This window comes from Streptomyces sp. ICBB 8177 (assembly GCF_003144095.1).
Taxonomy (GTDB): Bacteria; Actinomycetota; Actinomycetes; order Streptomycetales; family Streptomycetaceae; genus Streptantibioticus_D.
In genome coordinates this window covers 2,648,069-2,665,208 of sequence record NZ_NSKH01000018.1, presented here as the reverse complement: position 1 = coordinate 2,665,208, position 17,140 = coordinate 2,648,069, and the positions used below count along the sequence as shown (strand labels likewise).

Genomic DNA, 17,140 nt, shown 5'->3' with positions numbered 1-17,140 from the left:
GACACCGGAGCATCCCCACCCACCGCCACCGACCCCACCTGGATCTTCCGGCTCTTACGACGCTCAGCGAGCTTCAACGGAACGGACGGCATGCCGAGCGAGATCGCGGTCATGTGCGGTGCATCCCCAAGGTGGTGTTCGAGCGGGTGGTTCGAGCGCCCTGGACCGGGGCCCGGGCCACGGGTTCCGGTTTACGAGATTACGGCACCCGCGCGGCGGCGGGCACATCAGCGCGGCCCCGCCGCGGGCGGGCCACCGGCCGGACACCGGGGGTGTCCGGCCGGTTCACGGCGCCGTCACGCGGCCGCCGCGAGGACCAGGCTGTTTCGGGCCCTGGGGCCCGCACGGTCGTACTGGCGTCCCTCACCTGCGCCGATCAGGTGATCTTCACCGGGTTGACGACGTCCGCGATGAGGACGAGCACGGTGAAGGACAGGAAGATCCCGGCGACCACGTAGGCGACCGGCATCATCTTCGCCACGTCGAAGGGCCCGGGGTCGGGGCGGCGGAAGACCCGGGCCAGGTTCCGCTTGAACGCCTCCCACAGGGCACCCGCGATGTGACCGCCGTCCAGCGGCAGCAGCGGGAGCATGTTGAACAGGAACAGCGACAGGTTGAAGCCGGCGACCAGCATGAGCATGGTCGCGATCCGCTGCTCCGGCGGGATGTGCAGCGAGAAGACGTCGCCGCCGACCCGGGCCGCGCCCACCACGCCCATCGGCGAGTCCGGCTGGCGCGGCGCGCCGTCGAAGGCGGACCGCCACAGCGCCGGAACCCGCTCGGGCAGGTCGACCAGGGACTGCACCGCGGTGCCGACCATGCCGCCCATGCGCTGGAACGAGTCGCCGAGACCCTGCTGGACGATGCCGGTGGCCGGAGTGAAGCCCAGGAAGCCCGCGTATACGTACTGGCCCTGGACGTAGCCGCCGCTGCCGTCGGTCTTGGCGACCTGGTTCCTTATCAGGTCGGCGTGCAGGACGACGCTGCGCCCGCCGCGTTCCACCGTGATGGTGGCCGGTCCCGTGGTGCGGCGGATGTCGTCCTGGAGGGTGTTCCAGTCGGTGATGCGCCGCCCGTCGAAGGCGGTGATGCGGTCACCCGCCTTCAGGCCCGCCTTCTTCGCCGGGGAGGCCGGGTCGGTCCTGGCGCAGGCGGACTTGCCCGCGCTGGCCGCCGACTGGCTGATCACGCAGTCGGAGACGCTGCTGACGGTGGTGGTCTGCGAGGCGATGCCGAAGCCCATCAGCACGCCAAGGAAGAGCGCCACGGCCAGGATCAGGTTCATGAACGGCCCGGCGAACATCACGATGACGCGCTTCCACGGCTTGCGCGTGTAGAACAGCCGCGTCTCGTCGCCCGGCTGGAGCTCCTCGAACGCGGCCGAGCGGGCGTCCTCGATCATGCCGCGCCACGGCGAGGTGGAGCGCGCGGAGATCCGGCCGTCGTCGCCGGGCGGGAACATGCCGATCATGCGGATGTAGCCACCGAGCGGCACCGCCTTGATCCCGTACTCGGTGTCGCCCTTCCTGCGCGACCAGATCGTCGGACCGAAGCCCACCATGTACTGCGGGACGCGGATGCCGAACATCTTGGCCGTCGACAGGTGACCCAGTTCGTGCCAGGCGATCGAGATCAGCAGGCCGATGACGAAGACGACTATGCCGAGGACGGTCATCAGGGTCGTCATACGCGCGCCTCCGCTGTCGCCGCACTTGCCAGTTCACGGGCGCGGGCTCGTGCCCACTCCTCCGCTCCCAGGACGTCCTGGAGGGCCAGAGAAGTTCCCGCGCGGGGGGTGCCGTGCTCGCGCACCACCTCCGCCACAGTGTCCACGATCCCGGTGAAGGGCAGCGCGCCGGAGCGGAACGCGGCCACGCACTCCTCGTTGGCCGCGTTGAAGACCGCGGGGGCGGTCCCGCCGAGCCGGCCGACCGTCGCCGCGAGCCCCACGGACGGGAAGGCCCCCTCGTCCAGCGGGAAGAACTCCCAGCTCATCGCCTTGCTCCAGTCGAACGCGGGCGCGGCGTCCGGCACCCGGCGCGGCCAGCCGAGGCCCAGCGCGATGGGCATCCGCATGTCCGGCGGGCTCGCCTGGGCCAGCGTGGAGCCGTCGGTGAACTCCACCATCGAGTGGATGTGGGACTGCGGATGGACGACGACCTCGATGCGGTCGAAGGGGATGTCGAACAGCAGGTGGGCCTCGATGACCTCCAGGCCCTTGTTGACCAGCGTCGCCGAGTTGATGGTGACGACCGGGCCCATGTCCCAGGTGGGGTGGGCCAGCGCGTCGGCCACCGTGACGCCGGCCAGGTCGGCGCGGGTACGGCCGCGGAACGGGCCGCCGGAGGCGGTGACCAGCAGCTTGCGCACCTCGCGCCGGGCACCGCCGGACAGCGCCTGGAAGAGCGCGGAGTGCTCGGAGTCGACGGGCACGATCTGGCCGGGCTTGGCGACCGCCTTGACCAGCGGCCCGCCGACGATCAGCGACTCCTTGTTGGCCAGCACCAGCACCCGGCCCGCGGTCAGGGCGGCGAGGGTCGGCGCGAGGCCGATGGAGCCGGTGATGCCGTTGAGCACGCTGTGGCACTCCAGGCCGGCCAGCTCGGTGGCCGCGTCCGGGCCCGCCAGGATCTCCGGCAGCGCCCGGCCCCGCCCGTACAGCGCGCCGAGCGCCTCCTTCAGCGCGGGCACCGCGGCGGCGTCGGCGACGCCCACCGCCCGCACCCCCAGCCGGTGCGCCTGCTCGGCGAGCAGCGCGACGCGCCCGCCCGCGGCCGACAGCGCCACCACCCGGAAGCGGTCGGGGTTGCGCAGCACCACGTCGATGGCCTGGGTGCCGATGGAGCCGGTCGAGCCGAGGATCACGATGTCGCGGGGTCCGTCGCCGCCGGCGCCCGGCGGCTCGTAGAGCAGGTGCGGATCGGCGAGGGGTGTCGGGCTGTCGGTCATGGACCCATTGTGGCCGCATCCCGGCGCCGCTTTGACAGCGCCCGCGACGCCGGGGAGCGCGCGGGCGCCGCCGGTCCGGCGGATCGGGCGCGGCGGCTCAGCGGATCGTGCGGTGGACGTCGGGCTTGGTGGCCGGGCCGGGCGTGGCGTCCGCGATCCACGGCCCTTCGCCGGACGGGTCCACGATGCCCTCCTCCAGCCAGCGCATCCGGCCCGCCATCACCGCCTCGACCAGCGCGCCGTCCTCGGTGTCGGTGTTGGTCCACAGCCGGTCGAACAGTTCCTCGACGCGGATCCTCGCCTGGCGGCAGAAGGTGTCCGCGAGTTGCCGGGCGGCCACGCCGTCCGCTCCCCCGGTGCCCGCGCCCGCCAGCATCTGCGCCCGCACGCATGCCGCGCTCATCGCGAACAGCTCCGCGCCGATGTCCACGATCCGGCCGAGGAAGCCCTGCTTGGTCTCCATCCGGCCCTGCCAGCGCGACATCGCGTAGAACGTGGAGCGCGCCAGCCGCCGCGCGCCGCGCTCGACGTACCGCAGGTGGGTGGCGAGCGGCCCGAACTCGCTGTACGAGGTGGGGACCTGGCCGGGGCCCGCGACCAGCTTCGGCAGCCAGCGGGCGTAGAAGCCGCCGGCCTTCGCTCCGGCCCGCGCCTTGTCGCCGAGCGACTTGTCGGGGTCGATGAGGTCGCCCGCGACCGACAGGTGGGCGTCGACGGCCTCGCGGGCGATCAGCAGGTGCATGATCTCGGTGGAGCCCTCGAAGATGCGGTTGATGCGCAGGTCGCGCAGCATCTGCTCGGTGGGCACCGGCTTCTCGCCGCGCGCCGCCAGCGAGTCGGCGGTCTCGAAGCCGCGTCCGCCCCGGATCTGCACCAGTTCGTCGGCCATCTTCCAGGCCATCTCGCTGCCGTAGAGCTTGGCGAGGGCGGCCTCGATGCGGATGTCGTTGCGGTCCTCGTCGGCCATCTGGCTGGACAGGTCCAGGACCGCCTCCAGCGCGAAGGTGGTGGCCGCGATGAACGCGATCTTGGAGCCGACCGCCTCGTGCCGGGCGATCGGACGGCCCCACTGCTCGCGGGCCGCCGACCACTCGCGGGCGATCTTCAGGCACCACTTGCCCGCACCGGCGCACATCGCGGGCAGCGACAGGCGCCCCGTGTTGAGCGTGGTCAGCGCGATCTTCAGGCCCGCGCCCTCGGGCCCGACGCGGTTGGCGGCCGGAACGCGCACCTGGTGGAAGCGGGTGACGCCGTTCTCGATGCCGCGCAGGCCCATGAAGGCGTTGCGGTTCTCGACCGTGATGCCGGGGCTGTCCGCCTCGACGACGAACGCCGTGATGCCGCCCTTGGCCCCTTCCGACTTCGGCACCCGCGCCATGACGACCAGCAGGTCGGCGACGACCCCGTTGGTCGTCCACAGCTTCACGCCGTCCAGCACGTAACTGTCGCCGTCACGTACCGCGGTGGTGGCCAGCCGGGCCGGGTCGGAGCCCACGTCGGGCTCGGTGAGCAGGAACGCGGAGATGGCGGTGGTGGCACAGCGCGGCAGGAAGGCGTCCTTCTGCTCCTGGGTGCCGAACATCTTCAGCGGCTGCGGTACGCCGATCGACTGGTGCGCCGACAGCAGCGCCCCGATCGCCGGGCTCGCCGAACCGGCCAGCGCCAGTGCCTTGTTGTAGTACACCTGGGTGAGGCCGAGCCCGCCGTACCTGGTGTCGATCTTCATGCCGAGCGCGCCGATCCGCTTCAGGCCCGCGACCACCTCGTCGGGGATGCGCGCCTCGCGTTCGATGCGGGCCCCGTCGACCTCCTCGACCAGGAAGTCGCGCAGCTTGGCCAGGAACGCCTCGCCGCGCCGGACGTCCTCGGCGGCGCCGGTGGGGTGAGGGTGGATCAGGTCGAGCCGGAAGCGGCCGAGGAACAGCTCCTTGGCGAAGCTGGGCTTGCGCCAGTCCTGTTCCCTGGCCTCCTCGGCGACCTGCCGTGCCTCGCGCTCGGAGACCTTGCGTGCGGTTGGAGCGGACATGAGGGCTCACCTCGCCGCGGCGTCGTGGGCGTACGGGACGCGACCGGCGGCACGCGGGCCGGAAACCGGTTCGTCCGGCCGCACTACCGATCGGTGCTACTCGACCGTATGTACCCGAATAACGGCATCCCTACCAGACCCCGCGCGAGGGGACCGGACGCGGCGCGCACCGCGGACATGGCGGAGGAGGGCGCTCCCGCACAGAGCGCCCTCCTCCTGTGAGGGTGGCTCACAAACCCGCCGCCGTCGACCGCTACAGGTCCAGGCCGGTCAGGACGAGGACGCGCTCGTAGGTGTAGTCGGCCATCGCGTAGGCGACGCCCTCGCGCCCGGTGCCCGACGCCTTCACGCCGCCGTACGGCATCTGGTCGGCGCGGTAGGAGGGCGCGTCGCCGATGATCACGCCGCCGACCTCCAGTTCCCGGTGCGCCCGGAAGGCGGTCTGGACGTCGTGCGTGAACACCCCCGCCTGGAGGCCGAACTTGGAGTCGTTGACGGCCGCGAACGCCGCGTCGGTGCCGTCCACCTTGTGCAGGCTGAGCACCGGGCCGAAGACCTCGGCCGTGGCGAGGATCGCGTCGGCGGGCAGGTCGGCCAGGACGGTCGGGGCGTAGCTCGCGCCCTCGCGCTTGCCGCCGGTCACCAGCGTGGCGCCCTTGGCCACCGCGTCGTCGACCCAGGACTCCACCCGCTTGGCGGCGTCCTCGCTGACCAGCGGGCCGACGTCGGTGGCGTCGTCGGACGGGTCGCCGGTGACCTGCGCGCCGACCTTGGCGACGACCTTCTCCACCAGCCGGTCGTAGACGGCCGCGTCGGCGATGACCCGCTGCACCGAGATGCACGACTGGCCCGCCTGGTAGTTGGCGAAGGTGGCGATGCGGGTGGCGGCCCACTCCAGGTCCGCGTCGCTCGCGTAGTCGGCGAGCACGACGGCCGCCGCGTTGCCGCCGAGCTCCAGGGTGACGTGCTTGTGCGGCACGGACTGCTGGATGGCGAAGCCGACGGTGTCGGAACCGGTGAACGAGATGACCGGCAGCCGCTCGTCCTGAACGAGCGCGGGCATGCGGTCGTTGGCGACCGGCAGCACGCTCCAGGAGCCCTCGGGCAGCTCGGTCTCGGCCAGGATCTCGCCGAGCAGCAGCGCGGACAGCGGGGTGGCGGGCGCGGGCTTGAGGATGATCGGCGCGCCGACCGCGATCGCCGGGGCGACCTTGTGCGCGACGAGGTTGAGCGGGAAGTTGAACGGCGCGATGCCCAGGACCGCGCCCTTGGGGAAGCGGCGGGTGAGCGCGAGGCGGCCGGTGCCGCCGGCGTCGGTGTCCAGGCGCTGCGCGTCACCGCTGTTGAAGCGGCGGGCCTCCTCCGCGGCCCAGCGGAAGACCGAGACCGCGCGGCCGACCTCGCCGCGCGCCCACTTGATCGGCTTGCCGTTCTCGGCGGTGATCAGCCGGGCCACCTCCTCGGCGCGCTCGGCGAGCCGCTTGGCGACGTGGTCGAGCGCGGCGGTGCGCACGTGCGCCGGGGTGGCGGAGAACGGGCCCACGGCGGCGTGGGCGGCGGCGACCGCCTGCTCCACCTGGTCGTCGGTGGGGACGCTGACGGTGCCGACGACGGTGCCGTCCCACGGATGGGTGACGTCGAAGGTGCTGTCGCCGGTCGCCTGCCGTCCGGCGATCCAGAACGCGTGTACCGCTTCGCGCGTGGAGGTCACAGCGGATCCCCGCCTTTCGTGCTGCTCGGTCAGTGCCTCCACGGTAGGCGGGCGGTGAGCCGTTCGTGTTTGTCCACCCTGTACGGACCGGTCCGGCGCACGCTACAAAACGGCAGGCCCCTGGTCGGTGGCCTTCAGCGCCAGCCACAGCTCCATCCGCACGTCCGGGTCGTCCAGCGACCGGCCGAGGATCTCCTCCACCCGCCGCATCCGGTACCGCAGGGTGTGCCGGTGGACGCCCAGGTCGGCGGCGGCGGCGTCCCACTGCCCGTGCCGCGACAGCCAGGCCCGCAACGACGCGACGAGGTCGCCGCGCGCGGTCGCGTCGTGCTGGCGCAAGGGCCGCAGCAGCCCGTCGGCGAACGCCCGCACCGCGTCGTCGCCCAGCAGCGGCAGCACGGAACCGCTGCCCACCTCGTCGTGTTCGACCAGCGTCCGCCCGCGCCTCATGGCCACCGCGAGCGCGCGTTCCGCCTGCGCGGCGGCCCGTGGCACGTCGTCGGCCGTCGCGGCGGCGGACAGCCCCGCGGCCGGCCCCTCTGCGCCGTCGAGACCGGCGACGCACTCACGCAGCACCGCGCCCCCGTCGGCGGCCAGCACGGTCAGGCGGCCGTGCTCGGTCACCGCCAGCAGCGGCTCGGCGGCCCGCAGCGCGGCGGCCTCCGCACGGTCGGCGAGCGCGGCGAGGGCGGGGTCGGCGCCCTCGTCGGCCCCCCGGGCGGGCTCGGCGACCAGCAACCGCACCGGACGCTCCAGCAGCGTGCCGTACCGGCTCCCGGCGACGTCCCGGGCGTGCCCGGTCTCACCGGCAAGCAGCATCCGCAACAGCGCGGCACCGAAGCGGTGTTCGGCCTCCTGGAGGGTGCGCGACTGCTCCAGGGAGAGCGTCAGCAGCGCCACCGCCGCGTGCACCACGTAACGCGCCGAGGTCTCCAGGCGCTCGCCGGTGCCCACCGCCAGGAAACCGCGCGGCCTGCGGCCGGTGCCCAGCGACTGGATCTCCACCCGGTCGTCGTCCCCGCCGGGCCCGGCGACGGCGGCGCTGGCGGGCGCGGGGCGGTCCCGCAGCCGCTCGGTCTCGCCGGACAGCCGCGCGGCCCGCCGCCCGGCCCACTCCGGCGCCGCGGCGACCACCGCGCCGGAGGCGTCGTACAGCGCCGCCCAGCCGTCCAGGTGCGCGGCGAGCCGGGCCAGCAGCGCCGCCGTGCCGTCCGGGGCGAGCGCGGCACGGGTCAGCTCGCGCTGCGCCTCCAGCGAGGTGGTGACCGCCTTGTACTGGTCGGCGGCGATGGCGGCGGACACGGCCTTGCTGATCGCGATGAACGGCGTCGGGCGCGGCACCCGCAGCAGCGGCAGGCCGCGCTCCTCGGCGGCCGACACCAGCGGCTCCGGCACGGTGTCGTGGCCCAGGCCCACCCCGAAGCCCAGCCCGACCACCCCGGCGTCGGCCAGCCGGTGGACGTAGCCGCGCAGCGCGGCGGGCTCGTCGCCGAGCTTCAGCCCGGTCGTCAGCAGCAGCTCGCCGCCCTCCAGGTAGGGCGCGGGGTCGTCCAGCTCGCTGGTGTGCACCCAGCGCACGGGCGCGTCCAGCCGGTCGCCTCCGGCCAGGACGGTGAGCTTGAGCGCGGGGGTGCGTACGAGGAACGCGAGGGTGGGTGGCATAGCGCTTCCGATTCTGCCTCACCCACGCCGCCACGCCGCAGTTCAGGGCGTACGTACGGGCGTACCGCGGTCAGGCGGTGAGGTCGATCAGCACCGGGGGGCTGCTGTCACCGGCAACCGTGGTCAGTGAGGCGACCGCGTGACCCCGGGGGACGGCGTTGGCCAGGTCGGAGGCGGACCAGCGCTCCCGCTCGACCCGCCGCACCGTCACCGACTCGGTGGTCACCGCCTCCCCGGTGAAGACCCGGCGGATGCCGCGCACCGTGCGCTTGAGGAAGCCACCGGAGAAGTCCGGGGTCCGCGTCACGTCGGACTCCTCCACCCAGGTGGTCCCCCACGCCTCCGCGAACCGCCTGCCGTCCCACGTCGTCACGCCCGACAGCGCGATCCGGCACCCGGCCGCGCCCAGCAGCGCGCTGCGCAGCGCCTCCGGCACGTCGTCCAGCGACCGCAGCGACAGCACCGCCCCCGCGTGCGCCGACCGCAGCCGTTGCAGGGCCCGTACGGCGTCGGCGGTGACGGTGTGCGTCGCGTCGTCCAGCACCAGGCAGGCGAACAGCGAACGGTCCCGGCGCGCCGTGGCCGCCGCGGTGAACTGCGCCAGCAGCAGCCGGGCCAGCATCCGCGACGCCTCGGCGTGACCGCGTTCCGGCAGGTCGATCCGGACCCGCAGGGGGTGCTCCAGCGAGTTGAGGGCGAACGGCTTGCTGCGTCCCGTCACGTCGAAGAACCCGGCGAACGCCGGCCGGTCCAGCAGCGCGATCCGGTCGGCGAGCAGCTCGCCCACGTCGCCGCGACGGCCCGACTGCCGCTCGCGCGCGGCCAGTTCGCGCACCCAGCCGTGCTCGCCCGCGGCGTCCAGCGCCTCGCGCAGCGCGGCGATCGCTGCGGCGCCGCCCTCCAGCAGCTCCCGCAGCTCGGTCACCGAGGGGAACCGCCCGTGGGCCGCCCGATAGGGCCCGAGCACCTGGCTCAGCGCGGTGGCCGCCCGGCGCGGGTCGGCGTCGGGGCCCTCGAAACCGTCCAGCAGCGCCGCGGCCAGCAGCGCCGCGGCCTCGTCTGCGTCGGTGGCGCCGCCGTACAGGTCCAGGTCGTAGCCGCAGGACGGGTCGCCCGGCGCGATCACCACGTCGAACGCCTCCGCCGGGCCCAGGTCGGCCCCCGCGGAGCCCACCGCGACGACGGCCGCCGTACCGGCCAGCGCCTGAAGGCACAGCGACTCCACGACCGGCCGCACGATGTGCCGCGTCTTGCCCGACCCCGGCGGGCCCACGGCCAGCAGCGAGGTGCCCAGCAGCGCGGGGTCCAGAGCCATGCCCGCGCCGCGGTAGAGGTACGGATTGCGGTCGGAGTCGGCGGCGGCGCCGATGCGGACCTGGGCGGTGTACAGGTCGTGGCGGGCGGAGCGACCGGGCAGGTCCCGGGCGCCGGACGGATGCGTCCAGGCGGCGGCACCCTGCCGCAGAACGGCGTCCGCGTAGGCCTCCATCCGCCGCGGCTCGGCGAGCGCGAACCGCCAGGCCCGGTGCAGCCGCACGAAGTCCACGTCGTTCATCCGCCCCCCCCGGGCTTCAGCGGCCAGCCGCTCGGCGACTTCCCGATATCCGGCGTCCCGCACGTCGGGCCAGTCCACGGGATCACTCGCGGCGGTGGCCGCCTCCTCCTGCGGGGAGGGCTCGTCGGTGCTCACCTTCCGCACCAGCGGCCCCACGTACCGCCGCAACACTTCCCGCCAGCGGCCGAAGTGACCGCAGACGACGATCAGGAGGGCGGCGCAGAGCGCGTAGTACATGCGCGAGGTCACGTTGAACGCCACGAGCCGGTCCCCCGGGTGGGCGACCCGCCACGCCTTGGGGGTGAGCCACAGGTAGGGCCAGAACCAGAACGTGAGATAGCTGTCGTTGCACAGCGACCAGACCAGCATCCCGCACAGCAGGGCGAGGATCGCCCCTCCGATCAGCTTCCGGTCCCCTATGCGCCCGGGCTCCTCGGGCGGACGCGGCACGTGGCCGTACGCGTAGATGCCGGGACCCGAAGGGTGGCGCGGCGTCCGCAGCCACGTCTCAAGGGCCGCCACCGGCGTGTGTTGGGGCATCGGCGGCGGCACCCCCACCCCCCGCTGTGCCGGAGGCCCCGGTGGTGCCGACGGCACCGCCGGGCCCGTGCCGCCCCGCCCGTGCGACCCCTCGACGTCCATCGCTCGTTGCCCCTCGCCCGCTCGCCCGTTAGCCACCGCGACGGCACACAATGTAGTCGAGCCGCGCCCGCCCGACGATGATCACGCACCCACCGGCAGCCGCGCCCCACCCCACCCACCACTGTCCGCCGCGTAGAAGTGCCGACCCCCACCACTCCCGAACGGAGTATGCGCGGCCCCGCCCGGCGGGCTTAGCCTGCGAGAAAAGACCGTGATCGCCGTGATCGCAGAGATGATCGCAAGGAGTAGCCCCATGACCGAACTGTCCGGCGGCCCCGCCCTTCCGCAGGAGCGTCGTCTCGTCACCGCCATCCCCGGCCCGAAGTCGCAGGAGCTGCTCGCCCGTAAGACGGCGACCGTCGCCAACGGCGTCGGCACGACCCTGCCGGTCTTCGTCACCCGCGCAGGCGGCGGCGTCCTGGAGGACGTCGACGGCAACTCGCTCATCGACTTCGGTTCCGGCATCGCGGTCACCAGCGTCGGCAACAGCGCCGAGGCCGTCGTGGCCAGGGCCACCGAGCAGCTCGCCGCCTTCACCCACACCTGTTTCATGGTGACGCCCTACGAGGGCTACGTACGGGTGGCCGAGGAGCTCGCCGAGCTGACCCCGGGCGACCACGCCAAGAAGTCCGCGCTGTTCAACTCCGGCGCCGAGGCGGTGGAGAACGCGGTGAAGATCGCCCGCGCCTACACCAAGCGCCAGGCCGTCGTCGTCTTCGAGCACGGCTACCACGGCCGCACCAACCTCACCATGGCGCTGACCGCCAAGAACATGCCGTACAAGCACGGCTTCGGCCCGTTCGCCCCCGAGGTCTACCGGGTGCCGCTGGCCTACCCGTTCCGCTGGCTGACCGGTGCCGAGGACTGCGCCGAGCAGGCCGCGGCCGAGGCGATCGACCAGATCTCCAAGCAGGTCGGCGCGGAGAACGTGGCCGCCATCATCATCGAGCCGATCGCCGGTGAGGGCGGCTTCATCGAGCCCGCCAAGGGCTTCCTGCCGCGCATCGCGCGGTTCGCGAAGGACAACGGCATCGTGTTCGTCGCGGACGAGATCCAGACCGGCTTCTGCCGCACCGGCCAGTGGTTCGCCTGCGAGGACGAGGGCATCGTCCCGGACCTGATCACCACCGCCAAGGGCATCGCGGGCGGTCTGCCGCTGGCCGCGGTCACCGGCCGCGCCGAGATCATGGACGCCGCGCACGCGGGCGGCCTGGGCGGCACCTACGGCGGCAACCCGGTGGCCTGCGCCGCCGCCCTCGGCTCCATCGAGACCATGCGCGAGCTGGACCTGAACGCGAAGGCCCGGCGCATCGAGGAGATCATGAAGGCCCGGCTGACCGCGCTGGCCGAGAAGTACGACGTGATCGGGGACGTGCGCGGGCGCGGTGCGATGATCGCCGTGGAGCTGGTGAAGTCCGGTACCCGGGATGGCGACAAGACCCCGGACCCGGAGACCACCGCCGCGGTGGCCAAGGCCTGCCACGCCGAGGGACTGGTGGTCCTCACCTGCGGCACCTACGGCAACGTGCTGCGTTTCCTGCCGCCGCTGGTGATCGGCGAGGACCTGCTGGCCGAGGGGCTCGACATCATCGAGAGCGCCTTCGCCGGGCTCTGACCCGCCCGCCGTTGCGGTAACAGACGGTAGCCGAAAGGGAGTTGACGCTTCACGTGAAGAACGTGTGCGGGCCTGATGAGGGTCGGGTGGCAGCTCCTGCGGGGGTCGGCGACGTGACGTACTGTCGTCGCGGATGAAGGAACCACCCCGCTCGCGGGTCACCGCGGACGACACCTTGTCGGCGACTCCCCATCGCCGACGCAGCAGTGCCCTCGCGCACGACAACGCCGGTGGCTCGCACTCCGGCGATCCTCGCCGATCGGCAGGCCGCCCGCCCCAAACCCCCCGGGGCGCGCGGCCCGGCGATCGCCCTGGCCGCCCTGGAACGCTCCCCCCTGTTCCAGGGCGGCCGAACTCTTTCCTCACCCTCGCGCGGACGCCGTTGCTCTGCCTGGCCCTCTTCGCGCTGATCGCCTGGCAGGTCGCCGCGCACGGACCGCTGTACGGGTGGGACCGGGCGGTGGACGCGAGTGTGCTGCGCGAGGCCGCGGCCGAGCGGTCGGTGCGCCCGGTGGCGCAGCTCCTGGCCGACCTCGGCGATCTGCCGGTGGCGCTGCCGGTGCTCGCCTCGGCGCTCGGCTGGGCGGCGTGGCGGCTGGGGCGGTGGCGCGAGGCGGTGGTGTACGCGGTGGCGATGGCCTGCGCGGCGCCGATCGTCGTGCTTCTCAAGGCACTCGTGGCCCGGCCCGCGCCGGGTACCGCTCGACTCGTCGCGCACTCCGGCTACTTCCCTTCCGGGCACGCCATGACCGCGGCGGCGGCCTACGGGCTGGCCGCGCTGGCGCTGGCGCCCGCGGCGGAACGCGTGACGGCACGGCGGGCGCTGTGGGCGTCCGCCGTGCCGTTGAACGTCGCCGTGGGCGCCGGCCTGGTGTGGCGCGGCTACCACTGGCCGCTGGACGTCACCGCGAGCTGGTGCCTGGCGGGGGCGTTGGTGTCCACGACCGCGGTCGTGATCTCCGCCCTCCGCCATCGTTGTGCACGTCGTTGACGAGTCCCCACGAGGTGGGGGTGGTCCGCCCAGCTTGGTGCCGCCGTGCGACGGATCGAGCTGTTCCCCGCGCCCGCGGGGCTTCCTGGCCTGTGGCCCCCCCGCCACGGGCCGCAGGACTCAGTCGTTCGTGGGGAATCCCAAATTCAGCCCTCCGTGCGACGGGTCGAGCCAGCGCTGGGTGACGGCCTTGCCGCGGGTGAAGAAGCGGACCCCGTCCTCGCCGTAGGCGTGGGTGTCGCCGAACAGGGACGCCTTCCAGCCGCCGAAGCTGTAGTACGCGACCGGCACCGGGATCGGCACGTTGATGCCGACCATGCCGACCTCCACCTCGCGCTGGAAGCGCCGGGCGGCGCCGCCGTCGTTGGTGAACAGCGCGGTGCCGTTGCCGTAGGGGTTGGCGTTGATCAGCTCCAGGCCCTCGTCGTACGAGCCCACCCGGACGACGGACAGGACGGGGCCGAAGATCTCGTCGTTGTAGACCGACATGCCGGGCTTGACGTCGTCGAAGAGGGTCGGGCCGAGCCAGAAGCCGTCGGCGCTGTCCTCGCCCGCGATGGCGTGCTCGCGGCCGTCGACGGCGAGGGTGGCGCCGTCGGCGACGCCGGCGTCGAGGTAGGCGGTGACCTTGTCGCGGTGGGCCCCGGTGACCAGCGGGCCCATCTCGGAGTCGGGGGCGCACCCGGGGCCGACCTTGAGGGTGGCCATGCGCTCCTTGATCTTCGCGACCAGTTCGTCGCCCACCGGGTCCACGGCGACCAGGACGGACACCGCCATGCAGCGCTCGCCCGCGGCGCCGAAGCCCGCGTTGACGGCCGCGTCGGCGGCGAGGTCGAGGTCGGCGTCGGGCAGCACCAGCATGTGGTTCTTGGCACCGCCGAGGGCCTGGACGCGCTTGCCGTAGCGGGTGCCGGTCTCGTAGACGTAGCGGGCGATCGGGGTGGAGCCGACGAAGGAGACGGACTTGACGTCCGGGTGCTCCAGGAGGCGGTCGACGGCCACCTTGTCGCCGTGCACGACGTTGAAGACGCCGTCGGGCAGGCCCGCCCGCTTCCACAGCCCGGCCAGGAAGTTGGCGGCCGACGGGTCCTTCTCGGACGGCTTGACGATCACGGTGTTGCCGGCCGCGACGGCGATGGGGAAGAACCACATCGGCACCATCGCGGGGAAGTTGAACGGCGAGATGATGGCGACCGGGCCGAGCGGCTGGCGGATGGAGTAGACGTCGATGCCGGTGGACGCCTGCTCGGTGAAGCCGCCCTTGATCAGCTGCGGGATGCCGCAGGCGTACTCGACGACCTCCAGGCCGCGGGCGATCTCGCCGAGCGCGTCGGAGTGCACCTTGCCGTGTTCCGAGACGATGATCGCGGCCAGCTCGTCGCGGTGCGCGTTGAGCAGCTCGCGGAAGGCGAACAGCACCTGGGTGCGCTTGGCCACCGACGCGTCGCGCCACCCGGCGAACGCCTCGACGGCCGCGCCGACCGCCTGGTCGACCTCGGCGATCGAGGCGAAGTCCACGTGCCCCGACACCCGACCGGTCGCCGGGTCGTACACGTCGCCCCGCCGTTCGGCGGTCCCGGACCATTCCTGCCCGGCGATCCAGTGCGTGATGTGCTTAGCGGTCACGGCAGACCTTCCTCTCAGAGCCTCGTTCCCAGTCTCGCGAGACGGCACCGGCCGCTACAAGGACCAGGGTGTCGGCGTCACGGCTGTTCGCCTTACAGGTCGTCAACGCCACCGTCGCGCGGGTGAGGCTCGTGGGGTGCGGCCCCGTCGCCCGCCAGCGCGGCGGCGGCCTCGTGCAGCGCGAGTTCCAGCAGCGCCGGGTCGGTCAGCACGCCGGAGCCGTCCGGTGGCACCAGCCACCGCACCCCGCCGGCGGCCCGCCCCGGGTAGGGCACGACGATCCAGGTGCCCGCCCCCGCGCCGCGCACCCCGGTGCCGATCCAGCGGGTGGCGGTGCCCGGCGGGACGAAGAACCCGGTGCGGGTGTCGCCGAAGTCGGCGAGCACGGGGCCCGGGCGGCCCATGAACCGGCTCAGCACGTCCAGCGCCGGATACCCCAGCCGTCCGGCGAGGATCAGCACGTCCCAGCGTTTGCCCGCGGGCAGCAGCGTGACGCCCAGCGGATTGCGCTCCCACTCCCAGCGGCAGGCCTCCGGATCGGGCGCCACCGACGCCAGCCACTCCACCGCGGACCTCGCACCGGTCCCGCTCATCTGGTCCCTCCGTTTCCCGGCCCGGGCGGGCCGGTCGTGTCGCGGTCACGGGGGAGAGCGGGCGGCCGACGGGGTATTACGCCGTTTCGCGGGGGAATCGTGCGGAGGTCCGGTGAACGGGGTCACAGCGCGAACGCGGGGTGGTGCGACCGGGGGCCTTCGCTCCCGGCGCACCACCCCGCGGGCGGTCCGATGTCGTGGGCCGCGCGACCAGGTCACGCGGTCAGTCCTGTCGTGCGGTCGGCCAGGTCCCACGAGTCGTACGGTTCAGCTGTCGAAGCCCAGGCCCAGCCGGTCCAGGGTCTTCAGCCACAGGTTGCGGCGGCCGGCGTTGCGGTCGGCGCGCGCCAGGGACCTGCGGGTCAGTTCGATGCCCGCCCAGGCGATCGGCTCCGGCGGGAACGGCAGCGGCTTGCTGCGGACCATCTCCAGTTCGGTGCGCTCGGTGCGCTCCCCCGCCAGCAGGTCGAGCACGACGTCGGCGCCGAAGCGGGTGGCGCCCACGCCGAGCCCGGTGAACCCGGCCGCGTAGCCGACCCGGCCGCCGTGCGCGGTGCCGTAGAAGGCGGAGAACCGCGAGCAGGTGTCGATCGCGCCGCCCCACGCGTGCGTGAAGCGGACGCCTTCGAGCTGCGGGAAGCATTCGAAGAACTGCCCCGCGAGCTTGGCGAAGGTCTCCGGCCGCTGGTCGTACTCGGCGGCGACCCGGCCGCCGTACGGGTAGATCGCGTCGTATCCGCCCCACAGGATGCGGTTGTCGGCGGTGAGCCGGAAGTAGTGGAACTGGTTGGCGCTGTCGCCCAGGCCCTGCCGGTTCTTCCAGCCGATGGACGCCATCCGCTCGGCGCTGAGCGGTTCGGTCACCAGCGCGTAGTCGTAGACCGGTACGACGAACGGCCGGACCCGCTTGACCAGCGAGGGGAACACGCCGGAGCCGAGGACGACCTGGCGGGCGAAGACCCGTCCGTAGCCGGTGCGCACCGCCATGCCGGCGCCGTTGCGGGCCAGTTCTGTGGCGCGGGTGTGCTCGTGGATGCGCACGCCGAGGCGGGCGCAGGCGTCGGCGAGGCCCCAGGCGAGCTTGGCCGGGTGGAGCATGGCGACGCCCTCGCGGTCCCACAGGCCGCCGAGGAAGGTCGGCGAGTCGACCTCGGCGCGCATCGCGTCGCGGTCCAGCAGGTCGAGGTGGATGCCGTGGCCTGCGGCCTCCTCGGCGAGCGCGTGCAGGTCGTCGACCTGGTACGGCTCGGTGGCGACGTCGATCTCGCCGGTGCGCTCGAAGTCGCAGTCGATGCCGTAGCGGGCGACGGCGGCCTCGATCTCGTCGAGGTTGCGGTTGCCGAGGCGCTCCAGTTCGGTGATCTCGCCGGGCCAGCGTTCCAGTCCGTTGCCGAGGCCGTGGGTGATGGACGCGGCGCAGAAGCCGCCGTTGCGCCCGGTGGCGGCCCAGCCGATCCGCTCGCCCTCGATGAGCACGACGTCCCGCGAGGGGTCGCGCTCCTTGGCGATCAGGGCGGTCCACAGGCCCGAGTAGCCGCCGCCGACGACGAGCAGGTCGCAGTGCTCGTCCCCGACCAGCGCGGGCCTGGCCTCGGGCCTGCCGGGGTCGTCCAGCCAGTAGGGCGTCGGCTGCACGTCGGCGAGCGCTTGATAGTGCCGCGGCGCGCAGCGACGTCCTCTGAGGGTGGCGGAGGGCGACGGGCGGGCTGGGTCCATCTCTTATCACTGCTTTCGTGAACAGTTCACAAGTGCGGGTGTGTCGGCGGATGG

Annotated in this window: 11 protein-coding genes; 2 read left to right on the top strand and 9 right to left on the bottom strand. The window is 73.2% G+C overall.

Translation table 11 applies throughout. From position 1 onward, the window contains the following. Window positions 1-376: 376 nt before the first annotated feature. The 6 genes from CK485_RS20460 to CK485_RS20435 form a co-directional block, all read right to left on the bottom strand. Window positions 377-1,687: a site-2 protease family protein gene (locus tag CK485_RS20460; RefSeq protein WP_109452628.1), complete on the bottom strand. Its 1,311-nt coding sequence runs from the start codon at window positions 1,685-1,687 to the stop codon at window positions 377-379. Continuing rightward, a complete protein-coding gene (gene dxr / locus CK485_RS20455) occupies window positions 1,684-2,949 on the bottom strand; it encodes a 1-deoxy-D-xylulose-5-phosphate reductoisomerase (RefSeq protein ID WP_109452626.1) in 1,266 nt (421 codons plus the stop codon). Before dxr ends, CK485_RS20460 begins: the two co-directional genes overlap by 4 nt. Before the next feature lie 97 nt (window positions 2,950-3,046). Beyond that, window positions 3,047-4,975: an acyl-CoA dehydrogenase family protein gene (locus CK485_RS20450; protein ID WP_109452624.1), complete on the bottom strand. Its 1,929-nt coding sequence runs from the start codon at window positions 4,973-4,975 to the stop codon at window positions 3,047-3,049. A 253-nt stretch (window positions 4,976-5,228) separates the two neighbouring features. Continuing rightward, window positions 5,229-6,686: an aldehyde dehydrogenase family protein gene (locus CK485_RS20445; protein ID WP_109452622.1), complete on the bottom strand. Its 1,458-nt coding sequence runs from the start codon at window positions 6,684-6,686 to the stop codon at window positions 5,229-5,231. A gap of 102 nt (window positions 6,687-6,788) precedes the next feature. Beyond that, window positions 6,789-8,348 carry a PucR family transcriptional regulator gene (locus tag CK485_RS20440; RefSeq protein ID WP_109452620.1) on the bottom strand — a complete coding sequence of 520 codons (1,560 nt, stop codon included), beginning with the start codon at window positions 8,346-8,348 and terminating at the stop codon, window positions 6,789-6,791. A gap of 70 nt (window positions 8,349-8,418) precedes the next feature. Continuing rightward, the gene (locus tag CK485_RS20435; protein ID WP_241968419.1) at window positions 8,419-10,443 is read right to left on the bottom strand and encodes an ATP-binding protein; all 2,025 of its coding nucleotides are present in this window, start codon (window positions 10,441-10,443) and stop codon (window positions 8,419-8,421) included. Window positions 10,444-10,798: 355 nt separating this feature from the next. Between CK485_RS20435 and gabT the strand changes: the two genes are divergently transcribed. Together gabT and CK485_RS20425 are read left to right on the top strand one after the other, a co-directional pair. After that, window positions 10,799-12,160, top strand: coding sequence for a 4-aminobutyrate--2-oxoglutarate transaminase (gabT, locus tag CK485_RS20430; protein ID WP_109452616.1), 1,362 nt, complete (start codon window positions 10,799-10,801; stop codon window positions 12,158-12,160). Between the two features lie 382 nt (window positions 12,161-12,542). Further along, window positions 12,543-13,151 carry a phosphatase PAP2 family protein gene (locus CK485_RS20425; RefSeq protein WP_241968418.1) on the top strand — a complete coding sequence of 203 codons (609 nt, stop codon included), beginning with the start codon at window positions 12,543-12,545 and terminating at the stop codon, window positions 13,149-13,151. 120 nt (window positions 13,152-13,271) lie between these two features. Here the strand turns inward: CK485_RS20425 and CK485_RS20420 are convergent, their stop codons facing one another. From CK485_RS20420 to CK485_RS20410, 3 genes are all read right to left on the bottom strand, one after another. Then, window positions 13,272-14,777, bottom strand: coding sequence for a CoA-acylating methylmalonate-semialdehyde dehydrogenase (locus CK485_RS20420; protein ID WP_109452612.1), 1,506 nt, complete (start codon window positions 14,775-14,777; stop codon window positions 13,272-13,274). 92 nt (window positions 14,778-14,869) lie between these two features. Beyond that, the gene (locus CK485_RS20415; protein ID WP_109452610.1) at window positions 14,870-15,370 is read right to left on the bottom strand and encodes a hypothetical protein; all 501 of its coding nucleotides are present in this window, start codon (window positions 15,368-15,370) and stop codon (window positions 14,870-14,872) included. Between the two features lie 267 nt (window positions 15,371-15,637). Next, complete coding sequence (locus CK485_RS20410; RefSeq protein WP_241968417.1) at window positions 15,638-17,005, bottom strand: FAD-dependent oxidoreductase; 1,368 nt, start codon at window positions 17,003-17,005, stop codon at window positions 15,638-15,640. Between the last annotated feature and the right edge of the window lie 135 nt (window positions 17,006-17,140).